Source organism: Phycisphaerales bacterium (genome assembly GCA_040221175.1).
Classification (GTDB): domain Bacteria; phylum Planctomycetota; class Phycisphaerae; order Phycisphaerales; family UBA1924; genus JAHCJI01.
This window is the reverse complement of sequence record JAVJVK010000004.1, coordinates 413308-438788: the sequence shown is the minus strand read 5'-3', so window position 1 is coordinate 438788 and position 25481 is coordinate 413308. Positions and strand designations below refer to the sequence as shown.

23 protein-coding genes and 2 tRNA genes are annotated in these 25481 nt (G+C 68.0%); 11 read left to right on the top strand and 14 right to left on the bottom strand.

The window, feature by feature from the left end; genetic code table 11:
* Positions 1 to 38 precede the first annotated feature (38 nt).
* Genes flgG through RIE32_04085 form a run of 3 tightly spaced genes read right to left on the bottom strand, consistent with a single transcriptional unit; the run spans position 39 to position 1892 of the window.
* A complete protein-coding gene (gene flgG / locus RIE32_04095) occupies positions 39 to 851 on the bottom strand; it encodes a flagellar basal-body rod protein FlgG (GenBank protein ID MEQ9095423.1) in 813 nt (270 codons plus the stop codon).
* Positions 852 to 890: 39 nt separating this feature from the next.
* Entirely contained in the window at positions 891 to 1679 is a 789-nt protein-coding gene (locus RIE32_04090) for a flagellar hook-basal body protein (GenBank protein ID MEQ9095422.1), read from the bottom strand.
* A complete protein-coding gene (locus RIE32_04085; protein MEQ9095421.1) occupies positions 1680 to 1892 on the bottom strand; it encodes a hypothetical protein in 213 nt (70 codons plus the stop codon).
* A 106-nt stretch (positions 1893 to 1998) separates the two neighbouring features.
* Between RIE32_04085 and RIE32_04080 the strand changes: the two genes are divergently transcribed.
* Together RIE32_04080 and RIE32_04075 are read left to right on the top strand one after the other, a co-directional pair.
* Positions 1999 to 2071: transfer RNA gene (locus RIE32_04080), tRNA-Thr, on the top strand.
* Positions 2072 to 2140: 69 nt separating this feature from the next.
* The gene (locus RIE32_04075; GenBank protein ID MEQ9095420.1) at positions 2141 to 2581 is read left to right on the top strand and encodes a DCC1-like thiol-disulfide oxidoreductase family protein; all 441 of its coding nucleotides are present in this window, start codon (positions 2141 to 2143) and stop codon (positions 2579 to 2581) included.
* 83 nt (positions 2582 to 2664) lie between these two features.
* Here RIE32_04075 and RIE32_04070 read toward each other — a convergent pair whose 3' ends face one another.
* Entirely contained in the window at positions 2665 to 4086 is a 1422-nt protein-coding gene (locus RIE32_04070) for a GC-type dockerin domain-anchored protein (protein MEQ9095419.1), read from the bottom strand.
* Positions 4087 to 4402: 316 nt separating this feature from the next.
* On the opposite strand from RIE32_04070, the gene RIE32_04065 reads away from it, so the two are divergent.
* From RIE32_04065 to crcB, 4 genes are all read left to right on the top strand, one after another.
* Positions 4403 to 5083 (top strand): hypothetical protein, encoded by a 681-nt coding sequence (locus RIE32_04065; GenBank protein MEQ9095418.1) that lies wholly within the window; start codon positions 4403 to 4405, stop codon positions 5081 to 5083.
* Positions 5084 to 5286: 203 nt separating this feature from the next.
* Positions 5287 to 6621 carry a homogentisate 1,2-dioxygenase gene (locus RIE32_04060; GenBank protein ID MEQ9095417.1) on the top strand — a complete coding sequence of 445 codons (1335 nt, stop codon included), beginning with the start codon at positions 5287 to 5289 and terminating at the stop codon, positions 6619 to 6621.
* A complete protein-coding gene (locus RIE32_04055; GenBank protein MEQ9095416.1) occupies positions 6618 to 7490 on the top strand; it encodes a hypothetical protein in 873 nt (290 codons plus the stop codon). Before RIE32_04060 ends, RIE32_04055 begins: the two co-directional genes overlap by 4 nt.
* A gap of 10 nt (positions 7491 to 7500) precedes the next feature.
* Positions 7501 to 7905 (top strand): fluoride efflux transporter CrcB, encoded by a 405-nt coding sequence (gene crcB / locus RIE32_04050; protein MEQ9095415.1) that lies wholly within the window; start codon positions 7501 to 7503, stop codon positions 7903 to 7905.
* On the opposite strand, the gene gcvT is transcribed toward crcB, so the two are convergent.
* The 3 genes from gcvT to RIE32_04035 all read right to left on the bottom strand — a co-directional run bounded on the left by gcvT (position 7902) and on the right by RIE32_04035 (position 10543).
* Positions 7902 to 9029 carry a glycine cleavage system aminomethyltransferase GcvT gene (gene gcvT, locus RIE32_04045; protein MEQ9095414.1) on the bottom strand — a complete coding sequence of 376 codons (1128 nt, stop codon included), beginning with the start codon at positions 9027 to 9029 and terminating at the stop codon, positions 7902 to 7904. The genes crcB and gcvT overlap by 4 nt on opposite strands.
* A gap of 87 nt (positions 9030 to 9116) precedes the next feature.
* Positions 9117 to 10001 carry a pantoate--beta-alanine ligase gene (panC, locus tag RIE32_04040; GenBank protein ID MEQ9095413.1) on the bottom strand — a complete coding sequence of 295 codons (885 nt, stop codon included), beginning with the start codon at positions 9999 to 10001 and terminating at the stop codon, positions 9117 to 9119.
* Positions 10002 to 10039: 38 nt separating this feature from the next.
* Positions 10040 to 10543: a hypothetical protein gene (locus tag RIE32_04035; GenBank protein MEQ9095412.1), complete on the bottom strand. Its 504-nt coding sequence runs from the start codon at positions 10541 to 10543 to the stop codon at positions 10040 to 10042.
* Positions 10544 to 10690: 147 nt separating this feature from the next.
* On the opposite strand from RIE32_04035, the gene RIE32_04030 reads away from it, so the two are divergent.
* Positions 10691 to 11320, top strand: a complete 630-nt coding sequence (locus RIE32_04030) for a hypothetical protein (GenBank protein ID MEQ9095411.1) — start codon at positions 10691 to 10693, stop codon at positions 11318 to 11320.
* On the opposite strand, the gene RIE32_04025 is transcribed toward RIE32_04030, so the two are convergent.
* From RIE32_04025 to RIE32_04015, 3 genes are read right to left on the bottom strand one after another with little or no spacing between them, the layout of a single operon-like run.
* Positions 11321 to 13300, bottom strand: coding sequence for a CTP synthase (locus RIE32_04025; protein ID MEQ9095410.1), 1980 nt, complete (start codon positions 13298 to 13300; stop codon positions 11321 to 11323).
* Positions 13301 to 13330: 30 nt separating this feature from the next.
* Entirely contained in the window at positions 13331 to 14137 is an 807-nt protein-coding gene (gene kdsB / locus RIE32_04020; GenBank protein ID MEQ9095409.1) for a 3-deoxy-manno-octulosonate cytidylyltransferase, read from the bottom strand.
* Positions 14138 to 14142: 5 nt separating this feature from the next.
* Complete coding sequence (locus RIE32_04015; GenBank protein ID MEQ9095408.1) at positions 14143 to 15687, bottom strand: hypothetical protein; 1545 nt, start codon at positions 15685 to 15687, stop codon at positions 14143 to 14145.
* A 102-nt stretch (positions 15688 to 15789) separates the two neighbouring features.
* Here RIE32_04015 and def point away from each other — a divergent pair, with 102 nt between their 5' ends.
* The 3 genes from def to RIE32_04000 are packed head-to-tail and all read left to right on the top strand — an operon-like array spanning position 15790 to position 17897.
* Positions 15790 to 16377, top strand: coding sequence for a peptide deformylase (gene def / locus RIE32_04010; protein ID MEQ9095407.1), 588 nt, complete (start codon positions 15790 to 15792; stop codon positions 16375 to 16377).
* A 30-nt stretch (positions 16378 to 16407) separates the two neighbouring features.
* A complete protein-coding gene (fmt, locus tag RIE32_04005; protein ID MEQ9095406.1) occupies positions 16408 to 17361 on the top strand; it encodes a methionyl-tRNA formyltransferase in 954 nt (317 codons plus the stop codon).
* Positions 17340 to 17897 carry a hypothetical protein gene (locus tag RIE32_04000; protein MEQ9095405.1) on the top strand — a complete coding sequence of 186 codons (558 nt, stop codon included), beginning with the start codon at positions 17340 to 17342 and terminating at the stop codon, positions 17895 to 17897. The genes fmt and RIE32_04000 overlap by 22 nt, the downstream gene beginning before the upstream one ends.
* Here RIE32_04000 and RIE32_03995 read toward each other — a convergent pair.
* From RIE32_03995 to RIE32_03985, 3 genes are all read right to left on the bottom strand, one after another.
* Positions 17894 to 18598, bottom strand: a complete 705-nt coding sequence (locus RIE32_03995; protein MEQ9095404.1) for a hypothetical protein — start codon at positions 18596 to 18598, stop codon at positions 17894 to 17896. The genes RIE32_04000 and RIE32_03995 overlap by 4 nt on opposite strands.
* A gap of 130 nt (positions 18599 to 18728) precedes the next feature.
* On the bottom strand, positions 18729 to 22310 hold the full coding sequence (locus RIE32_03990) for a S41 family peptidase (GenBank protein MEQ9095403.1): 3582 nt from the start codon (positions 22308 to 22310) through the stop codon (positions 18729 to 18731).
* A gap of 202 nt (positions 22311 to 22512) precedes the next feature.
* A complete protein-coding gene (locus RIE32_03985; GenBank protein MEQ9095402.1) occupies positions 22513 to 23793 on the bottom strand; it encodes a DUF1570 domain-containing protein in 1281 nt (426 codons plus the stop codon).
* 111 nt (positions 23794 to 23904) lie between these two features.
* On the opposite strand from RIE32_03985, the gene RIE32_03980 reads away from it, so the two are divergent.
* Positions 23905 to 23977: transfer RNA gene (locus tag RIE32_03980), tRNA-Ala, on the top strand.
* A gap of 1271 nt (positions 23978 to 25248) precedes the next feature.
* Here RIE32_03980 and RIE32_03975 read toward each other — a convergent pair.
* The gene (locus tag RIE32_03975; GenBank protein MEQ9095401.1) at positions 25249 to 25467 is read right to left on the bottom strand and encodes a helix-turn-helix transcriptional regulator; all 219 of its coding nucleotides are present in this window, start codon (positions 25465 to 25467) and stop codon (positions 25249 to 25251) included.
* Positions 25468 to 25481: the final 14 nt, after the last annotated feature.

Here is a 25481-nt window from a genome sequence, read left to right as displayed (position 1 = left end):
AACCTCAACTGGCGTGCCAACCGGCCGCCGGCCCGGCGCTATCGCCGCAGCTGGGCGATGGTGGACAGCGCCTCGTCGGCCGTTCGGATCGACTGGCTGTTCATCTCGAAGGCCCGCTGGGTTCGGATGAGCTCGATGAGCTCCTTGGTGGGGTCGACGTTGCTGGATTCCAGCGCGTTGTTGCGCAGCCCGCCGCGGCTGTCTTCAAGCGGCACGCCCTCTTGCGGCGGGCCGCTGGCGATGGTCTCGGCGAACAGGTTGTTGCCCAGCTGCTTGAGGCCCTTGTTGTTGATGAAGGTGGCCAGCTCGATCTGGCCGACTTCCTGCAGCCCGTCCTGCCCGGCCTCGCGGACCCAGACCCGCCCATCGGCGGAGATCTCGATCGGACGCAGCGCGCCATCGGGGATGGCGATGTTGGGCACCAGCCGGCGGCCCTCGCTGTTGGCCAGCACGATCTCCCCATCGGCGTTGAGCGTGAAGTTGCCCGCGCGTGTATAGGCGATGCCGCCGGGCGCGATGGCGTCTTCGACCTGCACCTGGAAGAAGCCATCGCCCTCGATGTAGATGTCCAGGTCGTTGCCCGTCTCGATCGGGGCGCCTTGCTCGAAGTTCACCTGCGTGCCGCTCACCTTGACGCCCAGGCCCACGTACAGGCCCGTTGGCCGCTGGTCGCCCGTGGCCGTTTCCACGCCCGGCTGCTGACGCTCGACGTAGTACAGGTCCTGAAAGTTCGCCCGGCTGGCCTTGAAGCCCTCGGTGTTGACGTTGGCCAGGTTGTTGGCCACCACGTCCAGGCGGGTCGACAGGGCCCGGAGCCCCGAGGCGGCGGATTGCAGTGCGATGGCGGCCATGGGCGCGTCTCTCCTCTAGCAGAACAGCGAATGGCGGCCTCAGCCGACTCGCGCGAACGTATTGATGGCCTGGTCGAGCAGCTGATCGTGGTAGCCGATCATCCGCGTGTTGCTCGACACGCTCTTGCCGGCATCGGTCACTTCCATCAGGGCCGAGACCGGATCGACCGCCGAGCCCTCGAGCATCCCCTGGTGCACCAGCACGCCGGTCTGCAGCGGCTGGGCGATCGCCGCGTCGAGCACGGCCGCGGGCGCTTCATACAGGCCCTGGCCGCGCTTGTGCAGCTGCGCAGGATCGGGCACCCGAACCACCCCCACCTGCCCCAGCGCGGCGCCCGCCTGGTCATAGACGAAGCCCTGGCCGTCGATGGTCACCGGCCCATCGGGCAGCACGATCGGCCCGCCGCCCGGCGAGAGCACGGGCAGCCCGGTGGCGCTCTGGACCAGACGCCCCAGGTCATCGCGCGAGAACCGCCCGTCGCGGGTCAGTTGTGCCTGCTCGCCCTGGGGCGTGGCCACCGAGACCAGGAAGAACCCATCACCCTCGATGGCCAGGTCCAGGTCGTTGCCGGTCTGTTGCAGCGGGCCCTGCTCGAAGCTCACCCGCCTGGGGCCTGCCAGCACGCCCGCGCCAAGCCGCTCGAGCAGCGGGTCGCTTGGCATGAAGGGCAGGTTGTCCTCGGTCCGCACAACGGCGCGGCTCTGGGCGCCCGCCCGGTCGGGCTTGTAGGCGGTGGTGTTCACGTTGGCCAAGTTGGCCGCCGCCACGTCGGTGCGGTACAGCGACACCATGGCCCCCGACGCCGAGATGCGCATGCCTTGCTGCATTCAGTTCAGCTCCGCCAGTCGGCCCCGACTCAATTCGCCCCCGCCGGTCCGCTCGGCCCCGGCCCCCGCCTGCTGGGCGGCCACGAGCTGGATGAGCCCCAATGCCTGCCCGCCGATCTCGCCGCGGCGGAGCTTCTCGTGGAGGCTGGCCGGCATGGGGCTCGGGGGCTGGTGGGGCATGCGGTGGGGGGCCTGGTTGGTGTCGTCGCGCATGATCTGCCTCCCGGGCGGGGTCGATGCCCTCCCGCGGGCGGATACACTCAACTGGCGTGCCAGAACGGGTCGCCCCACCCGGCACGCCGGCGTCCCGTACGCCCGCGCCGCCTTAGCTCAGCTGGTAGAGCAGCGGTTTTGTAAACCGCAGGTCGTCGGTTCGAGTCCGACAGGCGGCTCTTGGTCGCGCGTGCGGCCCATCGATCCTGCGCTCCGCGTCGCCCACGGAGCGCAGGCCCTGCGCGTTCATGCCCGAAGCCCACCCGATCATCCTCTTCGACGGCACGTGCGCCTTCTGCGACCGCACCGTCCGCCTGCTCAACCGCCTGGACCGGGCCGATCGCCTCCGCTACGCCCCGCTGGACAGCGAGGCGGCGAGGTTCCTCTTCCAGAAGCACGACGTGCCCGACGCGATCGACTCGGTCGTGCTCGTGCAACCCGACGCCAACGGGGGGCGGGCCATGGTCGAGAGCGACGCGGCCATCGGCATCGCCCGCGTGCTGGGCCTGCCCTGGTCGCTGGCGGTGGTCCTCAAGATCGTTCCCCGCTCGTGGAGGGACGCCGCGTATCGCTTCATCGCCCGCCACCGCTACCGCCTCTTCGGCCGCGTCGAGGCCTGCGGCCTGCCCACCGAGGCCCAGCGCAACAAGGTGCTGCAGACGCGGGCGGAGGTGGAGGGGGGGACGTAGGCGACGGAGGCACGAAGCGACGAAGGGAAGAAAAGAGGGGCGCCGGAACCCGGTCCCCCGCGGTTGCTCCGTCGCTTTCTTCCTCAACACCCCGCCTGGAGCGCGTCCTGGAACGCCAGGAAGTCGAAGATCGTCAATTCGCCGTCGCCATCGAAATCGGCTTGCGCGTCGCCGTCCTGGAAAAGGTTGAGGTAGGTCAGGAAGTCGAAGATGGTGAGGGCGCCGTCGAGGTCGAGATCGGGGGGGCAGTCAAAGCACGAAAGGTCGAAGAGGTACGCCGCTCCAGTGGTCTCGCCAGAGGGATCGAGGTCATCGGGAGCGCCGACGAGCGCCCAGCGACCCCGCGTCGCGAGCGAGTTGCGGGCGGTGGTCCTGATGTCCGGCGCATCGGGGATCAATTTGGCGACAGGCGCCCACTCCCCGCGCGCATTGCGGTGGAAGTAGTGGACGGCCGCGGACGTGGTCGGCGTGCGCTGCGAACCCGACAGCAGCGTGTCTGCATCCACGACGACGGGCAGGCCCATGTTTACTCCGCCGTCCGACGTCGGCGGGAGCAACTCCTGCACGAACGTCCATTCATCGCCTGCGAGCTCGTACGTGAGTACTGCTCCGACTTCCAGCCCGCCCCGCATTGCCCCGGGGGCTCCAATCGCGAGCGTTTCGCCGTCGAAGGCGACGTCGATGCCGAAGAACTGGTTCTTCGAAACGCCGCCGGGCGCATCGAACGGCATCAGCTTCTGGTGGAACTCGATCGACCCGCCCGCATCGCGGCGGAACACGTACACGGAGCCACCGCGATCGAACGCCGTCGAATCCTGGGGCGCGTTGATGAACAGCCACGGCCCGTGCGGAACCACGATCTGGCCGAAGAACGCGTTGGCCGGCAACCCGTCTGGACTCTCGATGAGCCCATCGAACATCCACTCGCCCTCGTCGAACTGATAGGCGAAGACGGTCCGCTTGCTCAGCGGTCGCAGGTAGGCCGCGTTGCCCTCGATGGCGACGAAGCTCCCGAGGCGGCTCGACAGCGTGGGATCGATGCCATCGGGCGGCCGGATGTCGCTCGTCTGGACCCAGTTGCGCCCGTCGTACTCGTACACGAAGGCGCCGCCCTTGGCCGTGAGCCCGGGCCATTCCTCGGTCAGGGATCCGATGATGAGCCGGCCTTCGTGCAGGTCCGCCGCGCCGCTGAAGAAGTCGCCCGCCCTCGGGGTGGGCGGGATGATCATCTGGCGATGCTCGAGCGACCCGTCGACCATCTCGTAGACGTGCATCGCCCCGCTCGTGCAGCCGAAGTACCCCGGGCAGAGCACGCGGGCGTTGACGTCGCCGATGAACCAGAAGTCGCCGTCGATGATGAGCCGGCCGCCGAAGTCGATCGGTGGGACGACGTCGGGCGGCGGAATGCGAACGCTGTCGCAGGGGTCGGCGAGTGTCGCCGAAGATCCGGCCGTCGCCATCGCCATCGCCACGAGGGCGGACACGTAGATTGCGGCTCGTCGCATGACTCCCTTTCCGCGTTCGATCACCATCGGTTTCGGCTCGGTGTGCGGCGAATCCCCAGCAAACCCTACGTCCGGATACAGGAACCGCCCCGACGCCCCGCCAGGGCCGATTTGACGACCAGACAGCCCGAGAAGGCGCCGGACGAACTGTTCATGGTGGGCCGGCAGTTCGTCGTGGCGGGCCATCACGTGCAGGCGTCGGGCGTGGGCGTATCGCCGGGGTGAAGGCACACGGCCCTCCCAGCCCCACCCAGCACGAACGCGTTCGGTCTCCCTGCCCATACCCTCCCGCCCGCGGGGGTTGGGGGAGCGTCGCATGAAGAAGTCCAGCGTGAACGTCGGCCTGATCGTGGGGGTATCCGTGCTGGTGCTGCTGCTGGCCGTTGGCGGCGGCGTCGTGGCGGTGCTCGTCCTTGCCCCGCCGGGGGGCGGGCCATCGCCCATCGGCGGCACGTTCGAGATCGATACCGTCACCTTCGAACTCGACCAGGGCCGCAGCCGCGGCGGGCTGAGCGGCATTGATCCGCCCTCGAGCGGGCCGGGCATCCGCATCGACACCAACACCGAACTGCGCGGCCTGTACGGCGGCACCGTCAAGAGCACCAAGCCCTACGCGATCGGCTTCGACGCCACGGACAGCGCCGGTGACATGGACAGGCTCGAGTTCACGCGCATCGAGGTGACGTACAACCCCGACGCCGCCGACGCTGCCATCGAGCCGGCCGTCGAGGCATTGGAGCTGCCTCGCGCCGTGGGCGCGCGCGAGATCAAGACGGTCAACAGCGGCACGGGCGGCCGCATCATCCGCTCGACCGTGCGCGTCTTCTCGGGCGAGTTTGCCGGCGTCATCACGCGCGACGAGCCCTTCCGCCTGGTCATCGAAGGGCGGTTCATCACCCAGGACGGAACCGACGTCCCTTTCACCATCGACCAGTACTGGGAGCCACGCTTCGAGCGGGCCACCAGGCCCGCGGGCGAGGTCTTGCAGGACAAGTAATGGTCTATTCGGGGCCATGCCGGGTCGAACCCGCGCCCGCTGGCTCATTCCCCTTGTCCGACCAAATCCCCGCCCGGTTCGTATACAATGAAGCGGACGGAGACGCCGCACGAGCAGGGCCCCCGCGGCCAGCATCCGTGCGGCGAGCACCGCCCCATTGCGGCGTGCGGCTGGTCGCACGCCTCCCGAAGGGAACCCGAACCATGCCCTATTACACCAAGCTCGGCACCCTCCCCAAGAAGCGGCACACCCAGTTCCGCCGTCCCGATGGCAAGCTCTACAGCGAAGAACTCTTCGGCACCGAGGGCTTCGTCGGGCCCACCAGCACGATGTACCACATCCATCCGCCCACCCAGGTGACCGGGTGGACCAACCTCTACTCGACCAAGCCCGAGTACGTCGAGATGGACACGATGCGCATGCGCCACCTGCGCACGGGCGGGCAGTTCACCCCGCCCAGGGGCGACAGCGTGACCGGCCGCGTCGTGCTCTTTGGCAACAGCGACGTCGAGATGGCCGTGTGCAACCCGGCCGAGCGGATGCAGTACCACTTCAAGAACGGTCAGGGCGACGAGTGCTTCTTCGTGCACTTCGGCTCGGGCACGGTCCGCACGTTCATGGGCACGCTCAAGTTCGGCCCCAAGGACTACATCGTGATCCCCAAGGGCATCATCTACCACATGGAATGGGACGAGCGGCCCGACGCCGGCGGCGACGAAGAGAAGTTCGGCGGCCACGCCAAGGCCGAGATGCCCTTCGGCAAGTTCGTGCTCTTCGAGACGGCCAACGCCAGCCACATCCTGCCGCCGCCGCGCTACCTCAGCAAGAAGACAAGCCAGTTCCTGGAGCACGCGCCGTATTGCGAGCGCGACCTGGTGCTGCCCATCGCCGACGACGAGCACCCGCTCTTTACCGACGAACTGGGCGACTACGAGGTGCGCATCAAGAGCCGCGACAGCGTGCACTCGTACCAGTACAAGTACCACCCGTGCGACATCGTCGGCTGGGACGGCTGCTATTATCCCTACATCTTCAACATCGACGACTTCGCGCCGATCACGGGGCAGTTGCACATGCCCCCGCCCATCCACCAGACCTTCGAGGGGCACAACTTCGTCATCTGCTCGTTCTGCCCCAGGGCCCTGGACTTCCACCCAGAGGCCATTCCGGTTCCTTACAACCACAGCAACCTGGACAGCGACGAGATCCTGTACTACGTCGAGGGCAACTACAAGGCGCGGCGCGGTATCGAGCAGGGCTCGATCACGCTGCACCCCCAGGGCATTCCGCACGGCCCGCACCCCGGCACCGTCGAGAAGAGCCTGGGCGCCAAGTGGACCGACGAGCTGGCGGTGATGTGCGACACGTTCCGCCCGATGTTCCCCACCAAGGCGGCGCTCCAGATCGACGACCACGACTACCCGGCCAGCTGGATCGATGCGCCGGCCCCCGGGGCCAACGCCAATGGCAGCGCCAACGGGAGCGCGAGCGGCGCCGCCGGCGGTCGCACCCCCGCGACGGCGAGGCTCGAGAAGTGAGGCGGGCCCTCGTCGTCGTGGCCTGCGTGGGGCTGGCGTCCACGCTCTGCGCGCAGGACGGCGAGGGGAGCGCAGCGTCCGACCGCATCGCCGAGTTGCAAGCCCAGGTCGACGCGCTGTCGGCCGAGCGCGATGCGCTGCGTGACCAACTCGACCAGATGCGCGCGCAGTTCGACGAGATGCGCGTACGATTGGGCGAAGCCATCGAGATGCTCCGAAACCTGGGCTACGCACCGCCCGCGCCCGTGCTGGCCGAGCCGGCCGACCCGATGGCCTCGCCCCTGGCGGCCATGCAGACCCTGCGGCGCCGGGCCCGCCTCGAACTCGCCTCGATGCCCCGCGCACGCGAGGACGACCGGGCGGCGTATCGCCAGGCCGCCCGCGACTGGGTCGACACCATGAACCGGGTGCTGGACGGCGAGAAGGACTGGCTCGTGCGCGTCCTGGCCGTGGACCTGCCCGCTAGCGGGTCTTCGGCCGCCCGGGCGACCGCTTCGCTTCAGCTCTACGACGCCGCCACCGGCGCGCCGCTCAGCCCGCCCATGGAGGTCAGCGTGCCCGGCCGCGTGGGCCGGCGCATGGCCGCGGCCGGCGCCGATCAGGGCTGGATGGCCCGGGTGCACCTCCGCCCGGCGGTTCGCTTCAATCCCGATCGCCTGGAGCGTGGGCCCTTCGACCACCCGCCCTTCCTGGCCCCGCAGGTCGAGGCCGAAATAGGTGTCGACTGGCTGCGCTTCGAGCCGGCCGACGTCCCCGAAGGCTTCTTCCCCGACCTGCCCGGCGACGATCCGCTGGCCGTGCCCGACCGCTCGGGCCCCGCCGCGCCGGCCCAAAGCCCTGGCGACACCCCCGCGCGCCAGCCCCGGTGAGCGAGTGCCGGTGAAGGTCTTTCTCGACATCCTCGCCGTTGCGCTGGGTGGCGCCCTGGGCGCCTCGACGCGCTACGGCGTGGGGCGCACGGCCCTGGCGATGCTCAAGGAGCACCCCCTCGCATTGCCAGCCGCGACGCTGGCGGTCAACATCGCCGGCTGCCTTGCCATCGGCCTGGTGCTTCCCTGGCTGCTCGCGCGAGAGGGCGACGGCGCGCCGCACCACCTGCGCCTGCTCGTGGTGGTGGGGGCGCTGGGAGCGTTTACGACCTACAGCACCTTCGGTGTCGAGACGTTCATGCTCTGGCGCGAGGGCCGGGCCGGCGTGGCGCTGGCTTCTGTCGCACTGCACCTCGTGCTCGGGTTCGCGGCCGTTGCTTGTGGCGTGCTCATCGGCGAGCGCGTGATTGCCTAAGCCTTGGGCTTCTTGTACAGCGGGTTCGCGCGGACCTCCGCCTCGAGTTCGGCCCGGCCCGTGTCGATGGTGACCTTGGCGCCCGGCTGGTTGGCGTCCTTGTCGATGATGCCCATGGCGATGGGCATGCCCAGCGTCGGGCTGGTGCATCCGCTGGTGACCGTGCCGATTTCCTTGCCGCCGGCCTTGATGGCCATGCCCTGCCGCGGCGTGCGCTTGCCCTCGACGACGAAGGCCGCCAGCGTGCGGGCGGGGCCTCCCTCGGCGATGGTCTTCCTGAGCGCCTCCTGCCCGATGAACGGCTCGGGCATGTCGCCCTCGTCCTTGTCCATCTTGATGGCAAAGTCGACGCCGCACGACAGGGCGTTGATGTCTTCGCCCAACTCGTGGCCGTACAGCGGCATGCCCGCCTCGAGTCGCAGCGTGTCGCGGGCGCCCAGGCCGATGAGCTTCATATCGCTCTGCTCGGCGTCCAGGTCGACGTCCTTGAGCAGCAGCTTGAGGGCCATGTCAACGATGCTTGCCGGCAGGATGACCTCCACGCCGTCCTCGCCCGTGTAGCCCGTGCGCGAGACCAGCAGCTTGGCGATCAGCAGGTTCTTGACCGTGAAGCGGTACCGCTTGAGCGTGGGCACCTCGCTGCTGACGCGGCTGACAAGATCCATCACCTTGGGGCCCTGGATGGCGACCATGGCCGTCTTGGTGGTCTGGTCGTCCATCTTGACGACCAGCTCGTCCTGGGCGATGACCGTGTTCAGGTGCTCGACGATCTTGTCCCGGTTGGCCGCGTTGACAACCACCAGAAACTCGGTGTCGTCCATGCGATACACCAGCACGTCGTCCTTCACCCCGCCCTGCTCGTTGAGGATCAGGCCGTAGCGGCACTGGCCCTGCTGCATGTCGCCGATGCGTCGCGAGCACACGCGGCCAAGCAGCCGGCGGGCGTGGCGACCGGTGATCTTCAGCCGCCCCATGTGCGAGACGTCAAACATGCCCCCGCTCGTGCGCACCTGCACGTGCTCTTCCTGCACCGAGCCATAGCTGATGGGCATCTCCCACCCGGCGTACTCGACCATCTTGCCGCCGTGTTCGAGGTGGAGCTTGTGGAGCGGGGTCTTGAGCAAGGCGGCCTCCGATTCGCAAATGCCAGAACGAACACCAGACGCACCGAATGGGCGTCAAACCGCTAGTTTAGCGGCTGTCTCGTCCGCTTAGAAGCCGTGCAAGGGAGAATCGGCTGGCAGCGGCCAGGCCGCGTTGTCCAACAGCCGCGTCTGGCCGAGCCGGCAGGTGATCAGGGCCCGAAACTCGCCGTCGCTTGGCCGCGACGCGGGGGCGACTGATTCAAGGCTTCGGGCGTCTCGGATCGTGGCGTACTCGATGCGAAGGCCCTCCAGCACCGTCCGCATCGCCGCTTCGGCCAGCCCCGCAGTCTGCGCCTGCGAGGCCGCCCGCAACGCTCGGGGAATCGCCAGGGCCGCGGCTCGCTCGTCAGCGTCCAGGAATCGGTTCCGGCTGCTCAGCGCCAGCCCGTCATCGTCTCGCACGGTTGGCCCGCCGAGGATCTCGATGCCCAGCCCTTCCTGCTCCACCAGGGCTCGCGCGAGCTGGAGTTGCTGCCAGTCCTTCTCGCCAAACACCGCCGCCGCCGGCCGTGCGAGATCGAACAGCCGGACCAGCACCTTCGCCACGCCCACGAAGTGACCCGGACGGAAGCGATCTTCGAGCCCCTTGTCCACCGCGACGGCCGGCACCTTTGGCCCGAGCGCTTCGACGCCGTGGGGATACACCATCTCCACCGTGGGGGCGATGACCGTGCTGGCGCCGGCCGCCTCGCACGCGGCCGCATCGGCCTCGAGCACCCTGGGGTAGCGCTCGAAGTCATGGGCTTCGTCGAACTGCGTCGGATTGACGAACACCGTGACCACGCAGCCCGCGGCGAGCCCCCGTCGCTGGGCCTCCTCGGCTCCCTGGCGGATCAATGCAACGTGGCCCGCGTGCAGAGCGCCCATGGTGGGAACCAGCACGCCGCCGGGGGCGAGCGGAAACTGGTGGTGATACTCGGCAAGCTCATCGGCCGAACGGATGATCCGCATGGCGCAGCATTCGGCGGCCGAACGCGAAGGTCAAGCGGCTATCGCTGGGCGATCCACTGGCGGATCTCTTCGCTGGTGGGGCGGGGCATCAGTTCCATGCTGACCGCATAGAGCCCCTCGCCCTCGTAGTCGCAAGCCGTGACCCGGCCGGCCAGGATCGCCGGCGTGTCGTCGATCAGGTGGACGGCGACCATCAACAGCTTCTTGGCGTAGCACATCCGCCGAGACCGAAAAGTCAGGCTCGATCGGTTCACCGACGTTGCCCGGGCCGACCACGTCGTCGCCGGCCGGAGCCGATCGTCCAGTTCGGCTACGTCGAGCTCGGCGTCGAACTGATGGAACGTCGGGGCGCCCTCGGTTCCCCCGATGGCCTCGGTACCCGACTTGGGCTCGCTGGCTTGGTCTTGGGCGACATCGGGGGCCGGGTCGGCCGTTTGCCTTGGGCGATGCTCCGTCGCGGGAGGCGCATTGCTCGGCTCGGCCGTCCGCGGGCCCACCTTCGGTGGCGGCGGCGTGGCGCCCCACTGGTCCCATACGCTCACGCCGGGATCGATCCACGCGAATCGATCGCCCTGCCTTGACTGTTGCCCGGAGCCCTCGCCCATATCCCGGCTATCGGCCATCGACGGGGCGGCAAATAGCCCGATCTTCCGCCGCCCGGCAGGTTGCGCCGGTTACAGGACGACACGATGGCCACGCCGCCCGTACAACCACTCGATCGCTGGATCGTCCGTCTCCGGGCCATCGTCGGCCCCGAGCCACTCGCCGGAATCGATCCGGGCAACTTCGCCGATGAATCCGGGCATCGCCGGAAGGTCGATCGGCCTCTGCTGGCCTGGCTGACAAATGGGCCGTGCGAGCCGATCAGCGGCGGGGGGCTGGACGTCGAACTGTGGTACGCCCTGGCAACTGGCGGGGAGGTTCCCGGTTCGTTCTCGGACGCCGGACCGCTGCAGGACGCCCAGGCGCCCGAGCGCGGCGAGGTGGCCATCGAGGTCTGGACCGAGCGCGAGCTGGCGGCGATCCAGGCGCTATGGACGCTGGGGGGCCGGCGGGGCGAACCGACCCTCACGCAGCGAGCCGAGGCGGCGGCACGCTGGTGCGTCGCCGAACTCCAGCCCGACAACGCCACCGCCCACCCGTGGGGCGTCAATGCGTTCGTGTCCCTTGCCGTGCAGGGAGACTCTGAGGCCGATCTCTATGCGCAGGGGCTCGTGCACAACGCCCAGGTCGCCACCGGTCGCCCGGGGCGCTTCGCTCGCCTCATTCTTCTTGCGTCGCTGCGTTCGCTCGAAATGCGCACGTTGCGAGTAGGGTGATCAGACCGGCTGCGTGCGCTTGCGCGGCGTTCGCAACCATCGCCGCACCAGTGCGGAGATTTCCTTGGGCCCCTCTGGTTCGCCCGGGCGTGGGCCCGAGGCAACGCGCCGGGCAATGGCCGCGGCGCACAGGCCCATAAACATCGGCTGGGGCTCCAGCGGCCGACTTGTAAGCTCGGGGTGGAACTGGCCGGCGACGAAGTAGGGGTGGGTCGGGCCGTCGTAGTCCTCATCGTGCCCGGGCTGCGGAAGCTCGAGCACCTGCATGATGGGCTGGGTCGGGTGGCGGCCGCTGAAGATGAGCCCCGCCTCGGTCAGGCGATCAATGTACCCCGGATCGACCTCGTAGCGATGACGGAACCGCTCGCGCTCGGTCGTGCGCCCGGAGAACAGGAAGCTGGCGAGCGTGTCGGGGGTGAGCGCTACGTCCTGAGCGCCCAGACGCATCGATCCGCCCAGGCCCTCGATCTTCTTCTGCTCGGGCAGTTCGCTGATGACCGGGTTGGGCGAGTCGGGATCGAACTCGGTCGACGCGGCATCGGTCAGGCCCAGTACGTTGCGTGCGTACTCGATCACCGCGACCTGGAAGCCCAAGCAGATGCCCAGGTACGGCAGGCCGGTCTCGCGGCAATGCTTGACGACGGCCAGCTTCCCCTCGACGCCGCGGGCGCCGAATCCGCCCGGCACGATCACCGCATCGACGCGCGACAGTTCATCGGCGATGCGAGATTCGGTCAGGTCGGTCGTGTCGAATCGTTCGACCTCGATGTCGGCGTGCAGGTTTGCGGCGCAGTGCTCGATGGCCTTGTCGATCGAGGCGTACGCATCGCCCAAGTCGGTGTACTTGCCCGCCAGGGCGATACGGATGCGGTGCTCGGGTTCGCTGGTCAGGCCGCGCACGAACGAGCGCCAGCGTTCGCGCTCGCGGTCCTCCTGACCCATGTCCACCCGGTCGTGCAGGTCGAGCACGCTGAGGATCTCGCGATCGAGCCCGTCGCGACGCATCTCCTCGGGGATCAGGTAGATGCTCTCGCGGTCGTGCATGCTGAAGACGCGCCGCATCGGAACGTTGCTGTACATCGCGATCTTCTGCATCGCCTGGCCCGTCACCGGGTTGTCGCAGCGGCAGGCGATCATGTGGGGCTGGATGCCCGCTTCCATGAGCCGCTGGATGCCAAGCTGGGCCGCCTTGCTCTTCTGCTCGCCCAGCACCCGGGCCTCGATGACGTACGTAAGGGCGACGAAGCAGACCGACCGCGGCCCCTCCTCGAACGCCAGCTCACGCAGGGCCTCGATGTAGAATCCGTTCTCGTAGTCGCCGACGGTGCCGCCAACCTCGACGAACACCACGTCCGCCGGCCGGCCCGAGCCGTCGCCGTACATCGCCAGTTCGCGGAGCTTGCGCTTCACCTCACCGGTGACGTGGGGGATCATCTGCACGTCGCGGCCCAGGTAATCGCCCAGCCGCTCGCGTTCGAGCACTTCGCTGAAGATCTGGCCTGAGGTCGTGAAGTTCCTCCGGCTCAGGTTCTGCGCAAGCATGCGCTCGTACGTCCCCAGGTCCATGTCGCACTCGGTGCCGTCGTCGAGCACGAACACCTCGCCATGGCGATAGGGGTTCAGCGTGCCCGAGTCGATGTTGAGGTAGCCCTCCATCTTGATGGGGGCGACGACCAGGCCCTTGTCCTTGAGCAGCTTGGCGCCGCTGGCGGCAAAGATGCCCTTGCCCAGCCCGCTCATCACCGTGCCCAGCACCGCGACGTACTTGGTTCGCCCGCGACGGTACCCCGGCGGCACCGGCGAGTAGAACTCGGTCGTCAGCGAGCCCTCGGCCGCCTGCACCAGCAGTTCGTCGGCCCGCCGGCGTCGGGCGTCCTCTCCCAGCGTCCGATCGGACGGGGCGGGGCCGCTGCCGACAGGCATGGGCCAGTCGTCTTGAGATTGGTCGTTACCGTGCTTCGAGTTTCGTTGGTCGGGCACCAGAGAGGATAGCCAACCCGGCCGCGGTCGTCATCCGCCCGCCCCGGCCCGAAAGCGCTCCACGAACGCCTCGTACTGTTCGGGCGTGTCGATGCCCTGGTGCATGGCCTGCCGGATCGCCACGGCGATAGGCAGTCCGTGCTCGAGCCAGCGGAGTTGTTCGAGCTGCTCGCTCGTTTCCAGCGGAGTGGGAGGCAGGCCGACGTACGTGTGGAGCGAGAACACGTCATACGCATAGATGCCCACGTGTCGCAGCGGCATCGCGGCGTGGCTCGCGTCTCGATCAAAGGGAATCGGAGCCCGAGAAAAATATAACGCCCGTCCCACGCCCGCGTCGGGCTCGATCAGCCCCAGCACCGCCTTCACAACATTCGGGCTTGTCACTTCCTCGGCCCGGCGAATGGGTGTCGCCACGGTTCCCAGCTTGGGTACCCGCAGAACGACCCTCATCGGCGTTGCCCCGCGAACGTCCTGCTCCATTGCCATCAACGCCGCATCGATGATCCCCGGCTCGATCTCCGGCTCATCCCCCTGCACGTTCACGATCGCCTGGTGGCTGTCCAGGCCCATCGTCTTTGTCGCCTCGGCCAGCCGGCTCGTGCCGTTGGGGTGCTCGGCGCTGGTCATCACCGCGTCGAAGCCATGGGCCTCGACGGCTTTGCGGATCTCCTGGCTGTCGGTTGCGACGACGACATTGGCGACGGACTGTGCCATCCTGGCCCGCTCGCAGACGTGCACGACCATGGGCTTGCCGGTCTCACTGGCCAGTGCCTTGCCCGGGAAGCGTGTCGAGCCCATGCGGGCGGGGATGATCGCGATGGCGTTTGGCCCGGCCAAGCGACCTAGCCCTGCCGAAGCTCGACCAGCAGCTTCTTGATCGCGTCTCGCTTCTGGCGGATTCCCTTGAACGAGATGTCCTTAATGGCGATGCTCGAAGCAATCTTGTCGGCCTCGACAGCGGCCTCCAGGTCGCGGTGGTCGGTGGCCTTGGTCAGCAGGGCATCCATCAGTCCGTAGTTGATCTCCATGCCGGTCTCGTCGCCGTCCCGGCCGTGGGCCTCGAGCGCCTGGCGGAAGGTCGTGACCGCTTCGTCGCCCCAGCCCATGGCGAGGAACGACTGCGCCAGCATGTGAAGCGTCCGCACGCGAAGCTTGGGCTCGCCCTGGGCCTGCTGCAGGTTCGCGATGGCATCGTCGTACATGCCCTGATCGAAGTAGCGTCGGCCCAACTCGTACTTGATCATGTTGTCCGTCGGGTACGCCTCGGCCCGGGCGGCGTACACCTTGGTCTCGGCCTCGAGCACGTCCTTGCGGGCGCTCTCGAGTTCCTGCTGGACGGCCTGATCGTCCGGATTGTCCTTGGCCTTCTTCTCCAGCGCCATCAGCCGGCGGCGCCACGCCTTCATCTTGATATCGTCGGCGGCCTGGCGGAAGCGAAACTCCTTCGTCTGCTGGTACGCCCTCTTGTAGAGCTCGTACGCCTCCTTCTCGTCCTTGGGCGTACCACGCTCGATCAGGCGCTTGGCAAGGGCCGTCATGGTGGGCGGGTCTTCGGGACGATCTTCGAGATCGGCCCGGGCCCGTTCGATCAGGCGCTCGATGGTCCCCTCGTCCTTCGATAGGACTTCCTCGTCCTGGAGCCGCTGCTGCTTGGCCGCGTCGCGGATGTTCTTGCGGAAGCCGCCCTCCTCGCCCACGCTGTCGTAGCCGCCGCGGCTCATGGTCGCCTGGGCCGAGAAGTTCTTGACGGCGTTGGCCAGATCGCTGTCGGCGGGGTTAAGCTGGACGGCAATGTTGCCCGCCTCGACCGCCTCGGTATACGCGCCGACCTTCGCAAACTGCTGCATCAGCCGCTTAAACGTCAGCGGGCTGGGGCGCTTGGCCTGCTTGGCAAGCGTCATCGAGCGCTCCAGGCACCAGTAGGCCTGTTCGTCGAGCCCCGCGTTGGCGCCCGCTTCGCCAGCCCGCATGGCCGCGTCGCCATCGCTCAGCCGAGTGGCCCAGTTCAAGAGCGCGGCCAGGAACTTGTCCACCGGCGTCTTGGTGGGAACATCCACCTTCGGCTTCTTCTTGGGGTTGGCCGACGCAAACGCCGAGGCCGAACGGAAGAAGCCCTCCATGGCGGTCATGTTGCTCGCGTCGAGCCTCAGGCCGCTGAGCCAGAGGTTCATGGCGTATTCGTAGTTGGTCGTCTCATGGGCGGTGCGGGCATGTTCGAAGAATCGTTCGGCGCCCTCGGGGTTGAAGGTCGGGCCTGGCTCGGCACCCTTGCCTCCGTCGTCGGAGCCCTTGCCGCCGCTGGCCGCCTTGGAATCGGTGACGTCCTCGCCGTTGGCTTGGGGAGAACCCGTGTCGTCCTTCTTCTTCTTGCCGCCGAAGATCGCCAAAATCCTGCTCCCGTCTGGTGAGAAGTCCGCCCCGAGCCTGCCGCGGCCCCGATTCTAGGGCCGCCCCCGCCTTCCCCCGGGCCGCACAATATCATCTCCACGATGCCCCAGCACGCCCAGAGCACCAGCCCGACCGTTGCCGACGCCCAGAGCCTGCACCTGCGCTTCCACCCCGACCGCGTATTGCGAGCCAAGGCCCAGCCCGTGGGCGAGGTGACCGACAACGTCCGCGAAGTCGCGCAGCGCATGCTCGAGATCATGCGTCAGGAAGAGGGCATCGGCCTGGCCGCACCGCAGGTCGGTCTGCCCTGGCGGATGTTCGTGTGCGCCATCCCGGCGGATCCCAAGGCAAGCCCCCTGCCCGAGCACATCCAGGAGCACACCGGCGGCCAGCCCTGGGTCTGCATTGACCCCGAACTCAAGCCCGTGGGTGATCTCGAATCGGTCGAAGAGGGCTGCCTCAGCCTGCCCGACATCCGAGGCCAGGTCAACCGCCAGCACGCCGTCGTGATGGAAGCCACCGGCCTTGACGGCCAGCGCTTCGAGGTCCAGGCCGTGGGCCTGCTGGCCCGTTGCATCCAGCACGAGACCGACCACCTTGACGGCATCCTGATCATCGACAAGTTCGGTCAACTCGACCGCCTGCGAACCCGTTCGGCCCTCCGCAAGCTCGAACGCAAGGCCCGCTGAGTCCCAACAAGGGCAAGGAGGCCCGTCGGCATGAAGGTCGTGTTCTTTGGATCCGGGGCGTTCGGCATTCCGACGTTGCGAATGCTTGCAAATCGCCACGAGGTCGCCGCCATCGTGACGCAGCCCGATCGTCCCGCCGGCCGGGGCAAGTCGCTCAGCCCCACGCCCATCGCCACCGAGGCCGAGTCGCTGCTGCCCGGCGTCCGGGTGCTCAAGCCCGAGAAGGTCAATGCTCCGGACGTGCGCGACCACGTCCGGGCTTTGGATGCCGGCGCATGGGTCGTCATCGCCTTTGGTCAGAAGCTGGGCCAGAAGCTGCTCGCCGACAAGTTCGCGGTCAACCTGCACGCCTCGCTGCTGCCGCGCTGGCGGGGCGCGGCTCCGATCAACGCCGCCATCCTCGCCGGCGACGAGACCACCGGCGTCAGCGTCATCACCCTGGCCGACGAGATGGACGCCGGGTTCGTGGTGGGCCAGGCCGCCCGCCCGCTCGACCCGAGCCTGACCATCGGTGAGTTGCACGACGTGCTGGCCGACGACGGCGTCGAGTTGGTGGCCGAGGTGCTCGATCGATATCAAGCCGGTACGCTCGAGCCGATCGAGCAGGATGCCGACAAGGTGACGTTCGCCCCCAAGCTCAGCAAGACTGACGGATGGATCGACTTCACCGACTCGGCCCAAGCCTGCCGGAATCGCGTGCACGGCCTGACCCCGTGGCCGGGCGTGAGCATCCACCTGGGCGGCGCCACGCTGAAGCTGCTGCGCGTGGCGGCCGAGCAATACGATCACGACGCCACGCCCGGCACGCTCATCGATGCCGCGGGCCTGATTGCCTGCGGCCACGGGACGGCCCTGCGGCTGATCACCGTGCAGCCGGCGGGCAAGAAGCCCATGGGCTTTGTCGCCTTCGCTAATGGCCGCTCGCTGGCGGAGGGCGAGGTCGCAACCCCGGAGCGTCAGCCATGCGCACGCTCTGGGACCTGATCCCTCGCAGGAAGCCAGCGCCTGCGTCGCAAGTCATGCGGCCTGCCGCCGTGGCCGCGCCGCCGCGCAAGCGTTCCTCGCCCGCGGCCGACCGCTACGAGGCCGTGGCTCGCCAGATGCTCGCCCGCTACGACATCCGCGTCCGCAAGTGGCGCAGCAGCACGAGCGGCGTGGCGTGGGAGGTGCACTACGCCGACGGCTCGGTCTCGCGCCTCATCGAGAGCCCGCGTCCGCGCGGCCCGATCTCGGCGGCAGTCTTTCTGCACGAAGTGGGCCACCATGCCATCGGCCTTGGCGTCTACAAGCCGCGGTGCCTGGAAGAGTACCACGCGTGGCTGTTCTCGCTGCAACAGATGCACGCCCATGGGCTCAGCATCACGCCCCGGGTGCATGAGCGCGTCGATGCTGCGCTTCGATATGCGGTCAGCAAGGCACGCCGGCGGGGCCTGAAGGCCTTGCCGGTCGAACTGGCACCGTACCTGGGAGACGGCCCGGTCACGCCGCTGCCTTATCTGCCGGATCGCGAATCGGCCTAGGCCGCTCGGTCATCGTGGCGTTGATGGGGCCCGGTGCCCGGCGCCGCCAGCCTTGGCGGGGGCATGAACAGCAGTGCGGCCTTACAACTCGGACAGGACCGTCCATTGACACCACGAACGTCTTCGCCACAACGCGCGCAGACGCCCTGACGTACGGCCCAGGACGTGTGCGATGCCCATCGCATGAGCGAGCCTGCGGCACCGGCGTGCCAGGCGATGACGGCAGCGAAAGTTGTGGTGGGCGTGTCTTGATGCGAGAGCGAAGCGCCGGCGACCAGCCCGGTGAGCAGCAGCACGTGCCAGAACACCGAGGCCGAGCCGGTACCCAGGTACAGCATGGCGCTTGTCGCCACGCCGCCGGCCAGGAGTACGAGCGCATACGCCGCCGATTCGACCATCGCCGATGGCACGCCCCAGTCGCCCAGGCTGGGGGCGAGCGTCTGGGCTCCAAAGTCCTGGCCGATGGGCAGCCACATGCCAAACCCGGCCAGCCAGGCCAGGGGCAGCAAAGCCGTCAGCCCGGCCTGGCGCCGGGACAGCCCGAACGCCGCCAGCGTGTATGCCATGCACAACAGGCCCAGGGCAAACAGCCCCGCCTGGGGGTCGTCTGGCAGCACCCAGTGCGCCGTGGCCGCGGCGCCCAGCACCGCGAGCAACCACACGCCTACCGCGGACCGGACGATAGTCGATTCTCCTGCCATGCGCGAGACTCCTCGTCTCGGCTATCGGCACGCGAGCAGTGCTCTTGGATCCCAAAGAAAAAGGACGCCCGGCAGGCGTCCGATTGCGCGGATTGGGTAAGCCCCCTGGGGCGGATAAGTCGAGTCGGACCTAGTTAATGTCTTCCATCACCGCCCGCACCGCGGCCTCCAACTGGGGATCGACGCCCGCGACCTCGTCGCCCGGCTTCACCTCCACCACCACGTCCGGCATGGCCCCGTTGTTCTCCATGTCGGTACCGTCGGGCAGGTACCACCCGCGGAACGGCCGGCGAACGGTCGTGCCGTCGATGAGCCGGTACGACCCGGTTGAGATGACCGCGCCATAGGTCTGCTGGCCCACGAGCGGCCCGCGACCGGTCGTCTTGATGGCGTGCGAGAAGATCTCGGCGTTCGAGTACGAGTTCTCGTTGCACAAGACCGCGATCGGGCGCGAATAGCCATAGATCAGCCGGCGGTCACGCGGATAGGCGTCTTCGGGCACCTCGCCGGGGTTGGCGCCGCGCGGCACGGTGTATGCATGCCGCGGCGCGGTCAGGGAACTGAGCAGGATGTCGGTCGTCCATCCACCGCCGTTGTCACGCACGTCGATGAGCAAGCCGTCCTTGCCATTTGCGGCGGCGTACAGGTCACGCTCGAAGTCCCGCAGCGAGGGCTCGTTCATGCCACGGATGTGCAGGTACCCGACGCGTCCGCCGGACAATTCCTCGACCTTCGCGCGCCGCTGGCGAACGCCGTCCTCGTATCGCAGGTTGCTGTCGCCGCCCGAAGACGTCGGGACGATCAGCACGTAGCCCGACGACGCTGGATCCACCGGCCGAACGTCCAGAAGCGTCTCCTCGCCGGCCGTTCCCGCCATGGCTTCGCCGAGATCCATCACGGGCATGCCGCCCTCGGGCGCCAACGGCGTTCCGTTGATGGCGGTGATGACGTCGCCCACGTGCAGGCGGCTGGTGTCGCGCCATGCCGGACCCTCGGGCAACACGTGCGTCACCTCGTACCCGCCATCGACCGGCTTGGCGTCGATGCCCAGATACCCCGTGCGGATCGACGGGGCGTCGTAAAGCTGCGTTCCGCCCCAGATGCCCAGGTGCGAGCCGTTCAATTCGCCCATCATCAGCCTCGCGACCTGGTAGAACTCGTCGGGCGTGCGCGTCACGCGGGCCAGTTCCAGGTATCGCTCGGTCAGGGCGTCCCAGTCCAGCCCCTTCATGGTGGGGTGGTAGAACTCGCGGCCCAGCATGTTGGCCGCGTCGCGGAATTTCTGCGCCTGCTCGGCCGCAACGTCGATTCGAACCGTCGCGTTGATGCCAAGCGTGTTACCACCGCCGCCAGAGGGTCGGGCCGTCGAAGCCTGCCCGCCCCGAATGAACAGGGCCTTGGAGCCATCTGGCGTCACCCGGACCTGCGACACACCACCGCTCTGCACCGTCTTGCGGTCGCGGCCGCGGTAGTCGACCGAGTACAGGCTGGTGCTGCCGTCGATGCTCGTGCTGAACAGCACGCGGTCGCCGCCGGGGGTCAGGGCCAGATCGCTCGCCCCGTCCACGCTGGTCAGCCGACGCACGCGCTTCCAGGCATCTTCGGTGTCAAACTCGAGCGCCTCGCGATCGGCCGGCGGTTCGCCCAGGTCGGGCGAATCGATCGCACCGGCCTTGCTGACGGCCTTGGCGGCTTCCTTGAAGTACTCGGCGAGCTCGTAGTCGGTCTTGCCTTCGAGCGAACGATCGAGCAGCACGCCGTACACGTCGTACGACCAGTTGTTGCCCGCCCGATCGCTCAGGAACACGAGCATCTTCCCGTCGTGGCTCAGCCGCGGGGACGTATCGATGTCCGGATGCCGCGTGATATTCACCGGCTCGCCGTCCTCGTTGTCCAGGTCCAGCAGCCAGACGTCGGCGTTGAAGTCCAAGTCGGCCACCTCGTAGACGATGTGCCGGCTGTCGGAGGCCCACTGCACGTCGGGCTCGTTCCAACTCTCGAACACCAGCGTGTCCTGACCCGTCGCCAGATCGCGATGCCACAGGTCGCCCCGCTCGCGGAGGTACAGCAGGCGGTAGCCGTCGGGCGAGGGCATCGGGCGGACGGTCCGCTCATCGCCGTCGATGAACGGCTCGATCTCGAAGCGCAGGGCCTCGGACCACCGCTTGCCATGGTCGACCTTGTCCTTCTTCTTGTCCTCTTCCTTCTCGTCGCTCTCGGCTGCTTCCTGAGCATCGCCCGAGTCACCCTGCTCGCCTTGGTCGCCCTCATCCGCCGACTCGCCCTCGCCGTCGTCGGTGGTGTCCGGCACATCCTCCTCTGCAGCAGCGTCCTCTTCGGTCGCGGCTTCCTCGGGCTTCAGGTCATCGCGTGAGAGGCTAACGGTCGCGCGATAGATCGCAAACTCGCCGTCTTCATCGCTCGAGAAGTACAGGTACTGGTTGTCCGGGCTCCAGGCAATGTCCTGCTCGCGACCGCTGGTGAACGTCACGCGACGAGTGGGGCGATCATCCTCGGTATTGCGGATGAACACTTCGCCGCGGGCCACGACCGCCAGCGTCTTACCATCGGGGCTGAGCGCGGCCTCGCTTACCTGGCGATCGAGCGTTTCAAGCCGCGTGTCCAGCGTCTTCGAATCGCCCGACGCGTAGACGTCCACGGCCCGAGGCTCGGCGCCGCGCTGGGTCAGGTCCAGCGTGTAGAGCCTGTCCCACACGAGGAACGCGGCGGTCGAACCATCGCGCGACACGTTTAGGTCGAGCACGCCGTGCGCAATCGTGTGTTCGCCCTCCTCGGGCGCGAAGTTCGTCAGCCGCGTGGGGCCGACCGCATCGGTCTGCCCGGCGGGGATACGCCACAGGTTGTTCTGGCCGTGCCTTCCCGAGGTATATACGACCGAGCCATCAGGCAGCACGAAGCCATCGGCGTCGTTCCCGTCGTAGGTCGTCAATCGCGTGAACCGACCCGTTCCGGTGTCCATCGACCAGACGTCGCCGGCGGCCGGCCCCTGATACGCCGGCCTGTCGTACAGGTCGCGCTGCCGGGTAAACGTGACTGTGGAGCCATCGGCCGACATGCGGGGCATGAGGCCGAACGCCTCGGTTAACATCTCGATCGGCCCGCCGTCCAGCGGCACGGTCCACATGTTCACGCCGCGATACATGCTGGGCTTCAGGTTCGCATGCACCAGCACCGACTGCCCGTCGGCGGCAAAGCCCGACAGCGTCAGCGAGCGATCGCTCAGCGTCAGTCGCCGCACGGCCCCGCCAACCACACGCCCATCTTCGATCGAGATCGGCATGGCGTACAGGTTCCGGCTGCCATCACGCTCGGACTCGAACACCAGCGTCGAGCCATCGGGACTGAACGCGCTCCGCGATTCGTCGGCCGGATGCGTCGTCAGGCGGGACGCAATGCCGCCATCGCGAGCGACGGCCCAGAGGTCGCCCGCCCACGAAAAGACGATGGTCGATCCATCGGGGCTGAGGCTGGGCATCCGTGGATATCCAACTTGCGCCTGCTCGGCCATCCATGCCGCCGATGTTGCCGTCCCGCGGGTGTCATCGGCCACGCTGCGCATCACGGTGGCCGGCTCGCCCGCAACGGCCGTGTCGCTCGCACAAGCCATCTGGAGCGAGGCGGTCCCGGCTGCAAGCGCCATCGCCAACGCCGCCGAAACGCGGCACCTTCCCGAGTGGTCGAACGCTGGCATGCTGCTCTCCTGATTGAAGAAGGACACGAGGCCCCGGTATGCGAGAACCCTCAGGCCGGCCCGCAGTCCATGCGACAGCAGGTGCCTGACAGGTACAGACTACAGCGTTCGATGCGCTGGGTCTAGCGACCCGTCGCAGGGTGCGTGGCAATCTCAGACAGTCCTGTTTTGGCTGTGTTCGGAACCGGCCGCTCGACCCTCGCTATCGACGGGCCGAGCGAATCCCCGCGTCATCGGTGCGCTCACGCTCCCGGGCGGCGGCGAGCCACCGCCGGGTCAGCCGGTTCTCAAGCGTGCGCGCGCTGCCGAAGTGACGCTCGAACCGAGCGAGGTGCTCGGCCGTCGACTGCGGACCCGCCGGGAGATCCGCAAGTTCGGTCAGGTATTCCGCCAGTTCGTCGCGATTGGTTCGGTGGAGTTCCTTGAAGAGCCCGTAGCTCACCGCGTAGAGGGGTCGAGCCGTGTCCGCCCGCAGGCCCGAGTTGTCGTCCAGCGTCACCACGCCCTCCAGGCTCGGCAGCGTTCCGTCGGCCGCCAACGCGAGTAATTCCTCTTCCCGCGGTTCATAGGCGAAGGCAAACCCGAACTGGCCGTTGGTGCTGTGGGCCTCGAAGCTCGCCGCGAGCCCCTCGCTGACCCACAACGGATACGACGACCCCCGAGCCTGAAGGCCCGTGTTGAACGCCAGGAGGTGGATGGCCTCGTGGAGCACCTTCGCGATGCCAAATCGAAGCACCTGATCCTCGATGCGGTTGCGTTCCTTCTCGATGTGGGCTTCCAGGTCCGCCGCGGCGTCACCCAGCAGGCCGGCCTGTTCGGCTTGTCCCCGCTTGCGAGCTTCGGCGGCCCGGCCATTCAACTCGTCGACTCGAGTCTGGAAGCCCTCCAATTGTCGCATCACGCGGAACAGGCTGGGAGAGGTCCGGTCGTCGTGGATGATGATGGCGTTGTGCCCCATGCTGTAGTAGCCCGCCGTCCACCCGGCATCGAATCCGTCGTGGCGCCGGGCGAACTCCAGGTAGTCGCCGTGCTCGCCAAAGAACACGCACAGCAGCCGGTGCGGATGGGGATGCACGGGGACCGCCAGTCGATCGAGATCGCGGAAGTACTGGTCTCTGGCTCGCTCCAGGAGGGTGATGCGAGAGCGAGTCCACGCGTCGTCCGCATCGCTCAGCACGTAATACGACCGGGAGCGGTAGGTGCGAAACCCGGCCCCGACCTTCTCGCGAAGCGACTCGATGGCGCCAGTATCCTCGTCCGAGGACAGCCGCGCCAGACGCTCCAACGAGCGCGCCCGCCGTGCCGCTTCGCTCCGAAGCGTCGGTTCGGCCCAGGCCTTGAGATAGCCGTCGAACGCCTCGCGATGGCGTCCTTCCAGCTCGGCCTTCTGGGCTTGCTCGAAGGCCTCCTGCGGGTCGGCCCACGCCGACACCGCCATCCCCAGAACCACGGCACACACCCCAACCCACCCGGATCGACGCATCGGCGAGCCCTCCCTTCGCCTTGGCCTATCGACCGGCGAACCGGCCAACACGCGTCACGACGGGTTGTGCGGGCGCGCTCGCGTCCGAGAAGGCATACACTGGCCCTGCCAGGGGCGGTAACTCAACTGGTAGAGTGCCAGCTTTGCAAGCTGGAAGTTGTCGGTTCGAGCCCGATCCGCTCCACTACCCCGGACACGGCGGAAACGCTGTTTTCACCGGGTTTCCGGGCCATTCCGGCCCGATGGGCGTCACCGCCCGAACTGCCCCGTTGCGCCACCGATTGCCCGCTCTGGCCCTGCATGCGCTGGTGTATGCGCGGGGGTCCGTTCTCGGGCCGGGCGTCCGTGGTGCCCGTGGCTTGCCGCGCGTCGGGCGTGCCGATGCTGGGCAGGGCGGCAACCGCGCCGGCGGTGTCGCTCAGCCCCAGCACCGTGTAGTGGCTCAGCGTCGTCCGGTAGTCCGAGTGCCGCATCATCCGTTGCGCTACCTGTGGCGTCACGCCCGCTCTGGCCAGTTGCGTGCCCAGCGTCGTCCGCAGGGCGTGCAGGTCGGCCACGCGGCCGTCGTCGTCCACCAGGGGGATGCCGGCCCGCTTGAAGTCCTTGCGTCGCGTCAGGTCCGTTACCGTCTCGGGAAACACTCGGGCCGAACCCACGGCGGGGCGCTCGTCAAAGCGCCGGCGCAGGGCGTCCACCAGTTGCGGGTGCATCGGCAGTACGTCTACCCGCTTGGCCTTCCCCTCTCGGACCGTCAGCGTGGCATCGTCGAAGTCCACGTCGGCCCACGTCAGCCGTTGCAAGTCGCCCTTGCGCAGCCCCGCTAGGGCGCACGCCAGATACCACGCCTCGCGGCCACGCTCGCGTCCTACGTCGATCAAACGGGCCAACTCGGCGTCGGTCAGCGCCCGACGAACGCGCCGGCGGTCCCGTTGCTCATTCAGCTTCGGCACCACGGACAGCGGGTTGGATTCCAGCCGGCCTTGCTTCACGCACCAGGACGCGAACGCCACCGCCACCTGCCGGCCAAGGTTCCAGGTGCGCGCGCTCTGGCCGTCGTCGCGTAGCCGGCGCAGATACCGCTCCAGCGCGTCGGCCGTCAGGTCCGCCAGTTGCCCGTCGTCCAGGCTCTCGACCAGCCGGCCCAAGTGGCGTTGCTTGTTGTCGATGGCCTTCTCGGCGTGGCCCGCGTGGCGGCAGTGGTCCAGGTACTCGGCAACGTGGTGGGCCAGCGGCTTGCGGCTCTCGGCGATGAAACGATCCTGCCGGGCGTCAATAACGCCGTCACGCCGCAGGGCGGCATCGGCTACCAGCTTGCTCAGGATGCGCTCGGCCGCGCCCTTGTCCGTCGTCCGCGTACTCCGCTCACGTCGGCGTCCGTCCGCGTCGGTGTAGACGGCAATCCACGAACCCCGCCCGCCACGCTTGAAGATACTGCCCGTGCCCCGGCTTCGTTGCTTAGCCACGCTTGGCCCCCTTCCGCTTGCTCGCCTTGGCCACCAGTTGCAAGTCCAGGTAGTCGGCCAACACGTCGATGTTGTCGCCCCGCAGCGCCCGCCCCTCGGCCACGAACCGGCTCAGGGTCGATTGCGGTATGCCCGTCGCCTTGCTTACCGCGTACCGTGTCTGGCCGCAGTGTTCCAGGGCGTCCCGCAGTGTCTCGGTTACGCTCGGCATGGTGGATGGTACTC

What these genes read in the sequence shown, in the direction of transcription:
- RIE32_04000 (MEQ9095405.1), top strand. Translation starts at nt 17,340, where the DNA reads ATGCGCACGCTCTGGGACCTGATCCCTCGCAGGAAGCCAGCGCCTGCG.
- RIE32_04085 (MEQ9095421.1), bottom strand. Translation starts at nt 1,892, where the DNA reads ATGCGCGACGACACCAACCAGGCCCCCCACCGCATGCCCCACCAGCCC.
- flgG (MEQ9095423.1), bottom strand. Translation starts at nt 851, where the DNA reads ATGGCCGCCATCGCACTGCAATCCGCCGCCTCGGGGCTCCGGGCCCTG.
- RIE32_03990 (MEQ9095403.1), bottom strand. Translation starts at nt 22,310, where the DNA reads ATGCCAGCGTTCGACCACTCGGGAAGGTGCCGCGTTTCGGCGGCGTTG.
- def (MEQ9095407.1), top strand. Translation starts at nt 15,790, where the DNA reads ATGCCCCAGCACGCCCAGAGCACCAGCCCGACCGTTGCCGACGCCCAG.
- RIE32_03985 (MEQ9095402.1), bottom strand. Translation starts at nt 23,793, where the DNA reads ATGCGTCGATCCGGGTGGGTTGGGGTGTGTGCCGTGGTTCTGGGGATG.
- RIE32_03975 (MEQ9095401.1), bottom strand. Translation starts at nt 25,467, where the DNA reads ATGCCGAGCGTAACCGAGACACTGCGGGACGCCCTGGAACACTGCGGC.
- panC (MEQ9095413.1), bottom strand. Translation starts at nt 10,001, where the DNA reads ATGCGGATCATCCGTTCGGCCGATGAGCTTGCCGAGTATCACCACCAG.
- RIE32_04070 (MEQ9095419.1), bottom strand. Translation starts at nt 4,086, where the DNA reads ATGCGACGAGCCGCAATCTACGTGTCCGCCCTCGTGGCGATGGCGATG.
- RIE32_04075 (MEQ9095420.1), top strand. Translation starts at nt 2,141, where the DNA reads ATGCCCGAAGCCCACCCGATCATCCTCTTCGACGGCACGTGCGCCTTC.
- RIE32_04030 (MEQ9095411.1), top strand. Translation starts at nt 10,691, where the DNA reads ATGGCCACGCCGCCCGTACAACCACTCGATCGCTGGATCGTCCGTCTC.
- RIE32_04065 (MEQ9095418.1), top strand. Translation starts at nt 4,403, where the DNA reads ATGAAGAAGTCCAGCGTGAACGTCGGCCTGATCGTGGGGGTATCCGTG.
- RIE32_04090 (MEQ9095422.1), bottom strand. Translation starts at nt 1,679, where the DNA reads ATGCAGCAAGGCATGCGCATCTCGGCGTCGGGGGCCATGGTGTCGCTG.
- RIE32_04060 (MEQ9095417.1), top strand. Translation starts at nt 5,287, where the DNA reads ATGCCCTATTACACCAAGCTCGGCACCCTCCCCAAGAAGCGGCACACC.
- RIE32_03995 (MEQ9095404.1), bottom strand. Translation starts at nt 18,598, where the DNA reads ATGGCAGGAGAATCGACTATCGTCCGGTCCGCGGTAGGCGTGTGGTTG.
- fmt (MEQ9095406.1), top strand. Translation starts at nt 16,408, where the DNA reads ATGAAGGTCGTGTTCTTTGGATCCGGGGCGTTCGGCATTCCGACGTTG.